13 protein-coding genes are annotated in these 7,749 nt (G+C 63.3%); 7 read left to right on the top strand and 6 right to left on the bottom strand.

The features are described 5' to 3' along the window. From VTU_RS0102635 to VTU_RS0102625, 3 genes are all read left to right on the top strand, one after another. A partial coding sequence (locus VTU_RS0102635) for a glutamine ABC transporter permease (RefSeq protein WP_010100479.1) occupies window positions 1-247 on the top strand: 247 nt, incomplete at its 5' end. Beyond that, window positions 244-972 (top strand): glutamine ABC transporter ATP-binding protein GlnQ, encoded by a 729-nt coding sequence (glnQ, locus tag VTU_RS0102630; RefSeq protein WP_010100478.1) that lies wholly within the window; start codon window positions 244-246, stop codon window positions 970-972. The genes VTU_RS0102635 and glnQ, both read left to right, overlap by 4 nt. A 1-nt stretch (window position 973) precedes the next feature. Next, a complete protein-coding gene (locus tag VTU_RS0102625; protein WP_010100477.1) occupies window positions 974-2,023 on the top strand; it encodes a C45 family autoproteolytic acyltransferase/hydrolase in 1,050 nt (349 codons plus the stop codon). Between the two features lie 38 nt (window positions 2,024-2,061). Here VTU_RS0102625 and VTU_RS0102620 read toward each other — a convergent pair whose 3' ends face one another. The 3 genes from VTU_RS0102620 to VTU_RS0102605 form a co-directional block, all read right to left on the bottom strand. After that, window positions 2,062-2,349 carry a hypothetical protein gene (locus tag VTU_RS0102620; protein WP_010100476.1) on the bottom strand — a complete coding sequence of 96 codons (288 nt, stop codon included), beginning with the start codon at window positions 2,347-2,349 and terminating at the stop codon, window positions 2,062-2,064. Window positions 2,350-2,771: 422 nt separating this feature from the next. After that, a complete protein-coding gene (locus VTU_RS25400; protein WP_010100475.1) occupies window positions 2,772-3,017 on the bottom strand; it encodes a hypothetical protein in 246 nt (81 codons plus the stop codon). A gap of 348 nt (window positions 3,018-3,365) precedes the next feature. Further along, window positions 3,366-3,968: a recombinase family protein gene (locus tag VTU_RS0102605; protein WP_029554040.1), complete on the bottom strand. Its 603-nt coding sequence runs from the start codon at window positions 3,966-3,968 to the stop codon at window positions 3,366-3,368. A 203-nt stretch (window positions 3,969-4,171) separates the two neighbouring features. Here VTU_RS0102605 and VTU_RS0102600 point away from each other — a divergent pair, with 203 nt between their 5' ends. The 3 genes from VTU_RS0102600 to VTU_RS31090 are packed head-to-tail and all read left to right on the top strand — an operon-like array spanning window position 4,172 to window position 4,940. Next, window positions 4,172-4,429: an AbrB/MazE/SpoVT family DNA-binding domain-containing protein gene (locus VTU_RS0102600; protein WP_010100470.1), complete on the top strand. Its 258-nt coding sequence runs from the start codon at window positions 4,172-4,174 to the stop codon at window positions 4,427-4,429. Next, window positions 4,426-4,752 carry a type II toxin-antitoxin system PemK/MazF family toxin gene (locus VTU_RS0102595; RefSeq protein WP_010100468.1) on the top strand — a complete coding sequence of 109 codons (327 nt, stop codon included), beginning with the start codon at window positions 4,426-4,428 and terminating at the stop codon, window positions 4,750-4,752. The genes VTU_RS0102600 and VTU_RS0102595 overlap by 4 nt, the downstream gene beginning before the upstream one ends. 17 nt (window positions 4,753-4,769) lie before the next feature. Further along, window positions 4,770-4,940: a hypothetical protein gene (locus VTU_RS31090; RefSeq protein ID WP_236610616.1), complete on the top strand. Its 171-nt coding sequence runs from the start codon at window positions 4,770-4,772 to the stop codon at window positions 4,938-4,940. Here VTU_RS31090 and VTU_RS25395 read toward each other — a convergent pair. Beyond that, window positions 4,921-5,382, bottom strand: a complete 462-nt coding sequence (locus tag VTU_RS25395) for a recombinase family protein (RefSeq protein ID WP_438873572.1) — start codon at window positions 5,380-5,382, stop codon at window positions 4,921-4,923. The two genes, VTU_RS31090 and VTU_RS25395, sit on opposite strands and share 20 nt — an antisense overlap. A 69-nt stretch (window positions 5,383-5,451) precedes the next feature. Here VTU_RS25395 and VTU_RS0102585 point away from each other — a divergent pair, with 69 nt between their 5' ends. Further along, window positions 5,452-6,258: a TSUP family transporter gene (locus VTU_RS0102585; RefSeq protein ID WP_236610615.1), complete on the top strand. Its 807-nt coding sequence runs from the start codon at window positions 5,452-5,454 to the stop codon at window positions 6,256-6,258. A 61-nt stretch (window positions 6,259-6,319) separates the two neighbouring features. Here the strand turns inward: VTU_RS0102585 and VTU_RS0102580 are convergent, their stop codons facing one another. Both VTU_RS0102580 and VTU_RS0102575 read right to left on the bottom strand, forming a co-directional pair. After that, window positions 6,320-7,144, bottom strand: coding sequence for an undecaprenyl-diphosphate phosphatase (locus VTU_RS0102580; RefSeq protein WP_010100465.1), 825 nt, complete (start codon window positions 7,142-7,144; stop codon window positions 6,320-6,322). Window positions 7,145-7,171: 27 nt separating this feature from the next. Then, the coding region (locus VTU_RS0102575; RefSeq protein ID WP_010100464.1) for a TolC family protein at window positions 7,172-7,749 on the bottom strand (578 nt) is incomplete at its 5' end.

Raw genomic sequence — 7,749 nt, 5'->3', positions numbered from 1 at the left:
CGTCGGCCCCATCGCTTTTCGGCGCATGACGCCGGCGCTGGGAAACCAGTTCATCGTCAGCCTCAAGGACACGTCCTTGTTCATCGTCATCGGTGTCGGCGAGTTGACGCGCCAGGGCCAGGAAATCATGGCCGCGAATTTTCGGGCCGTCGAAATCTGGAGTGCCGTCGCACTCATCTACCTGCTCCTGATCGGCGTGCTCACGCTGGGTCTGCGCGTGCTCGAAGGAAGAATGCGGATCCCATGAACATCGTCGAATTCAGGAACGTCGAAAAGCATTTCGGTGTCCACACCGTGCTCGACCGGGTGAATCTGCAGATCCGCCCAGGCGAAGTGGTCGTGCTGATCGGCCCTTCAGGCTCCGGAAAATCAACGCTGCTGCGCTGCATCAACGTGCTCGAGCAGATCGACGGCGGGGAACTGCTCGTCGGCGGCCTGAGCGTGCGCGCCGGAGCCGCTGCGGCGCGCGAGATCCGCCAGGAAGCGGGAATGGTGTTCCAGCAATTCAATCTGTTTCCGCAGATGACGGCGCTGGAGAACGTGGCCCTCGGTCCCCGCCACGTACGCGGCGCGTCCAGGGCCGAGGCGCGCGCTCAGGCCCGGGAACTGCTGGCCAAGGTCGGGCTGGCTGAGCGCGCCGGGCATTACCCGGGCCAACTCTCGGGAGGGCAGCAGCAGCGCGTCGCGATCGCGCGTGCACTCGCGCTCAGGCCCCGGCTGATGCTCTTCGACGAACCGACCTCAGCGCTCGACCCGCAGCTGCGCCAGGAGGTGCTGCGCGTCATGCAGGCGCTCGCCGAGGACGGGATGACGATGCTCGTCGTGACGCATGAAATGCAGTTCGCCCGCAGGGTGGGAACGCGCCTCCTGTTCATGGAAAACGGACGCATCGCGGTCGATGGATCGCCTGCCGATCTATTGGACACCCCTTTGGACCAGCGCCTGCGCGACTTTCTGAAGGACGGGGAATGAAATGGCCGGGCTGAGCTACATCGAAATCCGGGGCACGCCTTTCGACGCCGGCCGGGCCTTGGGCGAATTCGGCGCTGCGGCGCTGCACGACTACGCGCGGCGTTCCGCCGTCTGGGCCCGCGCCATGCGCTTGCGGGGCTCGGTGCTTGCCGCCAGCATGGCGCATCAGGTGCGCACGCGCTTTCCCCGTGTCTGGGAGGAGTTGCAGGGCATGGCCGTCGGCATCGGGCTGCCGTTCGACGATCTGTTTCTGTGGAACTGCCGCGGCGACCTCTGGGCCATGGCGCCCGATGGCTGCACCACCGTGCAGCAGGCAGGGGAGGTGCGGCGCATCACGCACAACGAGGACGGCGACCCCGCCTTCGCCGGCCATTGCGCCATCGCCGCGTGTGCCGTCGCGGGCGCAGTGCCGTTTGCGGCCTTCGTCTACCCCGGGTCGATTGCGGGCCATACCTTTGCCGTGACCGATGGCGGCCTGGCGATGACAGTGAACAGCCTGCGTTGCCGCGCGGTGCAGCCCGGCGTCCCGCGCATGGTGCTGGCGCGGGCCTTGCTCGAGGTCGCGGGGCTGGACGAGGCGCTGACCCTGGTGCGAGGCACCGAGCGCGCAGGCAGTTTTCACCTGACGCTCGCGCACCGCAATGAGCACGCGCTGCTCAGCGTGGAGTTCAGTGCGCAGGCCTGCGCCGTGGAAACGGTCTGCGCATCCCGGCGGGCGCTGCACACGAACCACGCGCTGCACCTGCCGCTGCGCGCGCTGCCGCAGACCATCACCCCCTCTTCGCGGTATCGGCAGCAGCGCGGCACGGCCTTGCTCGCGGGCGAATCGGGGCTGGACGCGCTGCAGGTCCTGGCCGACACCGGGGACGCCCGATTTCCGATCCTGCGCACCGCCTCTCTGAACAGCGGCGCAGAGAGCACGCTGGCGACGGCAGACATCGCCATCCACACAGGGTGTATCGAATGGCAGGTCTACGAGCATCCTGCAAGGCCGCCATGCTTTCATATGCGGGGTGCACATGCTGCTCACAGAGGACTTGGCTTGGGTTGATGCAGCCGCGGCATTGCGCAGCCGATCGGACTGCGCTCTTACAAGTGCTTTACCACCCCCAACCGGAAGAACAACGCAGGGTAGGAGAAGGGCCAGAAAAGAAAAGCGCTCAGTTTGCTGCTGGAAACGTTGCCGAGCGTGTTGTACACCGCATGCCATTCAATCAGGCTGCGCAGCACAATGCGGTTCAGTATGAAGCCAAAGACAAAATAGGCGAAGAACAGAACAAAGCCAGGAAACCAAGAAACCGTTACTGTGAGCACGATCAGGATAATGAACCCGAGCAAGGCACCTGCATAAATGGCAACGCCTTTTCCAATGGACATTTCTGCAGACTCCGCTGGTATTTCTGACATAGATGTTTTATGGATGCATCCCGGATGGCAGGCAGAACCCGCTGGCCTTCCAGATTGACCCATGTCCTTTCAATAAGTTGGTGAATGAATCGGATGCACCGGAGCCCGGCGTGATCACGCTCTGAAGTGGGTCTGCGCCAGAGCTGCAGTGCACGATGCGCGTTTGGGCGGATGTCTCCTGAGGGACTTTATCGACCCTTGCGCCCGCCCGAGTCTACACGTAACTTGGCGTAAATATCGGCGAATGTGCGGGTGTCAGCGCAACTTCGTGTAATTTTTTTGTTCGCTGCTGATTCTGCCCACGCCGCTGCAGGCTCGGCAACGCCGGTTCCGGCGTGTCCGCAGGCTCGGGAATCGCCCCCGATGCGTTACAGGTGTTGGACCTGGGGGAATCAGGCCTGGGCGCCGAATTCGTGGCGGTCGGCGGCGGCGAACAGGTCGGCGGCGAAGGCCGGATCATCGTTCATCAGGCCCACAGCCATGGCCCGTACCTGTTCGGCTTCTTCAAAGGCCGTCAACGCGCGGGGTGCCGATGCAGCGAATTGCGCACTGAGCCAATGGGCCAATAGCTGGCGAATGGGTGTCAGAAACCGGGTGGTGGAAGGACGGGCGGAAGGGGTGAGCGTGGCGGTGGTCATTGGGCGTTCCTCAGGGGCCGGGGTGGCAGGGTTGCCAGAGCGAACTATAGGGTAAACCCTTACTCTTGGCAACTACTCCGTTGCCTGTGCACGTCGGCGCGAGTCATTGCCCGTCCTTTGGCACGCCGAGCAGCAGCACCCAACCCGGGGTTGTAAGCCGGAATCCCAGAAATTTCCGTCATCCCAATTCCAGCCCGGCCACGAGCGAGTCCAAGTCGATCATCTTTCCGTCGCTCTGGAAGGTGTAGTGCCCGTTCAGCAGGATGTGCCGCCAGGCCGTGCGCATCGTCGAAATCCGGCAGCCCGTACAGGGCTTCCTGCTCGGCATCCGAGAAGATGGCGAGCAGCTTATTCTTGTTGCCCATTGGCCGCTCTTCCTGCTCCACACCATCCCACTCGCGCCAGTGTTTCGATCAAGGTGGTGCGCTTTACGCCGAAGTTGCGGCATACGGCTGCCTTGGACATGCCGCCGTCCAGCGCAGCGACGATGGCATCCAATTTCTCGCCGGTGATCGCCTGCGGCCGTCCGCCGATCCGCCCGCGCTTGCGAGCAGAGGCCAAACCCGCGACGACACGCTCCTGGATCAAAGCACGCTCGTACTGCGCGAGTGCGCCGAACACGTGGAACAGCAACTCGCCGGACACCGTGGTGGTGTCCATTCCCTCCGTCAGCGAGCGGAACGCCACCTGCCTGTCCTTGAGTGAGGTCACGATGGTTAGCAGGTGCGACAGCGAACGGCCGAGCCGGTCGAGCTTCCACACGACCAGCACGTCGCTTGGCCGGACGAATTCGAGCGCCCGAGCCAAGCCGGTTCGATCATCTTTCGCGCCGGAAGCACGATCCTCGAACAAATGCCGGGCATCGACGCCGGCGGCCAGCAGCGCGTCGCGCTGCAAATCCGTGCTCTGCCGGTCGGAGTCCGACGACACGCGCATGTAACCAACTAACATAGCCGAATAACCATCTAAAATAGGTTTCCGTATGATCGCATATGGCGACAAGGTTTTCCGCACAATTTTAAGGTCGTTTAGAGAGCGCTTCGACAGGCCGTTACAGATTCGTCGTAAAACAGTTGTTTTCCGTCACACACGGCTTGCAGCCCAAGGCAATTGAAGTTATACTTCAATATAACTTAACTCATTGAGAGTGCATCATGCATACAACCAATCTGCGCAAGGTCGGCGGCTCGATCATGTTGGCCGTCCCGCCCGCGTTCCTTGAACAACTGCACCTGCAAGTCGGTGCGACGGTCGGCTTGGCCATCGATCACGGCTGCCTGGTGGTCAACCCCAGACCACGGCCGCGCTACACACTCGCGGAGTTGCTGGCTGTCTCGGACTATTCGCAGGCGCAACCCGCAGAGGAACGCGAATGGGTCGATGCGCCCGCTGTAGGTGGCGAGTTGCTATGAGGCGCGGCGACATTTATCTGGTGTCGCTCGACCCGAGCGCAGGGCATGAGCAAAGCGGCAGCCGTCCCGTTCTGGTTGTATCGCCCGGCGAGTTCAACGAAGCGACCAAGCTGCCGGTGATCCTGCCGATTACCAACGGCGGCGAGTTCGCCCGCCGCCTGGGCTTCGCAGTGCCCGTGACCGGCATCAAGACCACCGGCGTCGTGCGCTGCGATCAGCCGCGCGTGATTGACCTGGCCGCCAGACATGCCCGCAAGGTGGACACGCTGCCAGCATCGATCATGGATGAGGTGCTGGCGAAGGTCGCCACGCTCTTCGAGTGAGCAAAGCATGAGCATGAATGAATTCCGCCGACTGGCAGCGAAGATCGATCAGCACATGCAAATGGCTGTCCGATCTGGACAGCTTCAAAAGTGCTCTATGTAAGCAGGGCGCTGAACCCAAGGTGTTGGAGTACGTGAACGAAGCGTTCGGACGCTTGGCCGAGCGGATCAGGCAGATTGCTGGTTGATCGTCGAGACGGGCAACGGAATTTTCTGGGGTTCCGGCTTACAACCCCACCCGGATCGAGCGGACATCCGGTGTAGCGGCCGGCGTTCTTCGCCAACTCGATGCCTTGCCGTTGCCGCTCGCGGCGATCTTCGTAGTCGTCGCCGGGCCATCTGCAGGGCCAGGCGCAGCAGTAGGTCCTGCACGGATTCCAAAACGATCTTGGCTATGCCATCGGCCCCAGCCGCCAGCCCGCTCAGGTCGACCACGCCAGGGATCGCCAGGCGTGCGCCCGTGTCTCGAATAGAGGCCACCAACTTTTCCGCTTCGACCAAAGGCAGGCGGCTGATGCGATCGATCTTCTCGGCGACCACAATCTCGCCGGGCTGCAGGTCGCCATCCAAGGATATCGTCGTCAAGACGAAGAGAGAAAAACACGTTGATTCCCAGCGGGTGGGAATCAAGTCTTGGAGACAGAAGCGTTAAACGAGATACTGCGCGGCGATTCAGCCTCCGCTATTCGGTTCATGGACATGATCAGCTTTCTGGCAGGCGAGCATTCGCTTTTCATCCTTTGCATCCTTGCGGGTGTTGCATTCCTGGCGGGAGCCTTCGACGCAATCGCGGGAGGCGGCGGGCTGGTGACTGTCCCCGCACTTGTTATTGCGGGTCTCGACCCCGTTTCCGCCATTGCAACGAGCAAGTTGCAAGCGACCCTTGGCGCCATCTCTGCGACCAAGAACTTTGCGCGGGCTGGCTTGATCGAGTGGGAGCGGATCTGGCCCGCAACCGTCTTGGCTTGCCTGGGTTCCATCATGGGTGCGCTGGTGGTCAGTTCGGTCCCTCAGCAACTGGTAAAGACCGGCCTGCCATTTCTCCTGATCACCATGGCACTCTATTTCGCTTTGTCGCCCAAGATGACCGACGACGATGCCGAACAAAGAGTTTCCATGGCTGCTTTTTGTGCGACCGCAGCCGTTGTAATCGGTTTCTACGATGGCGCGTTTGGCCCCGGAACCGGGTCGTTCTTCATGATCGCATTTGTTCTTCTGCTTGGTTATGGCGTGGTGCGCGCTACGGCCCACACCAAGCTGCTCAACCTCGCGTCCATTCTGGGGTCGCTCTCCATCTATGTCTTTCAGGGCCTGGTGCATTGGCGCATCGGCGTGGTGATGGGGTTGGGAGCCTTCATCGGTGCGCAGGTAGGGTCCAAATTGGCCATACGAGTTGGCGCGAAGCTCATCCGCCCGCTGCTCATGGTGGTTTGTTGTGCCATTGCCTTCAAGCTCATGCTGGATCCAATGCACCCTGTCTACCGATGGATTGCTGGCAGCATATGAGACAGCTGACGAAGGGGTCGCTGCAGAAATTACCCGGAACGCGCGCCCGCGTCCGCGGTACTCAATTCGCCCAGCGCACCCAGCCCGTCCAGTCGGTGAGCAGCACCAGCACCCCGAACGCGATGCGGTAGTACGCAAACGGGGTAAAGCCGTGCGTGGCGATGTAGCGCAGCAGCCAGCGCACGCACAGCCAGGCGCTGAAGAAGGAAAAGACCAGCCCGGTGAGGAACATGGGCAGGTCGGCCAGGGACAGCAGCGCGCGCTCCCGGTACAGGCTGTAGACAGCGGCGCCGATGAGCGTGGGCATGGCGAGGAAGAACGAAAAGTCGGTCGCTGTCTGGCGCGACAGGCCGAACAGCATGCCCCCGATGATGGTCGCGCCGCTGCGGCTGGTTCCGGGAACCATGGCCAGGCATTGCACCAGGCCGACCTTGAGCGCGTCGAGCGCGGTCATGGCGTCGAGCGTGTGGATGCGCGTGGTGCCCGGCGCCCGGCGCTCGGCCCAGAGGATGACGAAGCCCCCGGCGATGAACGCGCTCGCGACCACCATCGGCGTGAACAGATGGGCCTGGATGGCCTTGCCGCAGAGCAGGCCCAGGACCACGGCGGGAAAAAAGCCGATTCCCAGGTTCAGGGCAAACTGCTGCGCCTGGCGTTCGTGGGGCAGGGCGCGCAGCGTGGCGCGGATGCGGTCCGCGTACACCAGGATCACGGCAAAGATGGCGCCCGTCTGGATGGCGATGTCGAAGACCCTGGCCTTGGCGCCGTCAAAACCGAGCAGCGACCCGGCGAGTATCAGGTGCCCGGTGGAGGAAATGGGCAGGAACTCGGTCAGCCCCTCGACGACCCCCATGATGGCGGCCTTGGCCAGCAATACGATATCCACCCCTGCTCCTTGAAATAAAGCGCGCGATTATCCGCCGCGCGCGTCTGCCGCCGCCGGCGGCTCCTGCCAGGGCAGTTGCCAGCCGCCGCCCAGCGCCTGTATCAAGGCCACCACCGCGAGTTGCCGCTCGAGTTGCAGTTGCAGCAGCGCGCGCTGCGCGGACAGGGCCGTTGCCTGGGCCGTGACCACCTCGGTATAGCCCAGCTGGCCGCTGTGGTAGCGGTTGAGCATCTGCTGCGCGCTGCGTTCGGCGGCCGCGGTCGCCTCGCGGCGCAGCGGCTCTTGTTCCTGCAAGGTGTGCAGCCTGGTGAGCTGGTCTTCCACGCTCTGGAACGCCGTGAGCACCGTCTGGCGGTAGACGGCGACGCGCGCGCCGTGCGCGGCCTGGGCCTGCTCCTGCCGCGCGGCGTTCGCGCCGGCGTCGAACAGGGCCTGCGCCAGCGTCAGCCCCAGCGACCACAGCGTTCCCGGGGCCCGCAGCAGTTCGGCGACGCCGGACCCCGAGCCGCCCAGCGACGCGTTCAGGCTGAGGCTGGGGAAATACGCGGCGTGCTGCACGCCGATCTGCGCGTTCGCCGCCGCCACGGCGCGTTCCGCAGCGGCGA

The organism is Verminephrobacter aporrectodeae subsp. tuberculatae At4, from assembly GCF_000193225.1.
Taxonomy (GTDB): domain Bacteria; phylum Pseudomonadota; class Gammaproteobacteria; order Burkholderiales; family Burkholderiaceae_C; genus Acidovorax; species Acidovorax aporrectodeae.
Note: the sequence above shows the minus strand (reverse complement) of the source record. Positions and strands in the feature narration are given on the sequence as shown.

What these genes read in the sequence shown, in the direction of transcription:
- VTU_RS0102585 (WP_236610615.1), top strand. Translation starts at nt 5,452, where the DNA reads ATGATCAGCTTTCTGGCAGGCGAGCATTCGCTTTTCATCCTTTGCATC.
- VTU_RS25400 (WP_010100475.1), bottom strand. Translation starts at nt 3,017, where the DNA reads ATGACCACCGCCACGCTCACCCCTTCCGCCCGTCCTTCCACCACCCGG.
- VTU_RS31090 (WP_236610616.1), top strand. Translation starts at nt 4,770, where the DNA reads ATGAATTCCGCCGACTGGCAGCGAAGATCGATCAGCACATGCAAATGG.
- VTU_RS0102595 (WP_010100468.1), top strand. Translation starts at nt 4,426, where the DNA reads ATGAGGCGCGGCGACATTTATCTGGTGTCGCTCGACCCGAGCGCAGGG.
- VTU_RS0102625 (WP_010100477.1), top strand. Translation starts at nt 974, where the DNA reads ATGGCCGGGCTGAGCTACATCGAAATCCGGGGCACGCCTTTCGACGCC.
- VTU_RS0102600 (WP_010100470.1), top strand. Translation starts at nt 4,172, where the DNA reads ATGCATACAACCAATCTGCGCAAGGTCGGCGGCTCGATCATGTTGGCC.
- VTU_RS0102605 (WP_029554040.1), bottom strand. Translation starts at nt 3,968, where the DNA reads ATGTTAGTTGGTTACATGCGCGTGTCGTCGGACTCCGACCGGCAGAGC.
- VTU_RS0102620 (WP_010100476.1), bottom strand. Translation starts at nt 2,349, where the DNA reads ATGTCCATTGGAAAAGGCGTTGCCATTTATGCAGGTGCCTTGCTCGGG.
- glnQ (WP_010100478.1), top strand. Translation starts at nt 244, where the DNA reads ATGAACATCGTCGAATTCAGGAACGTCGAAAAGCATTTCGGTGTCCAC.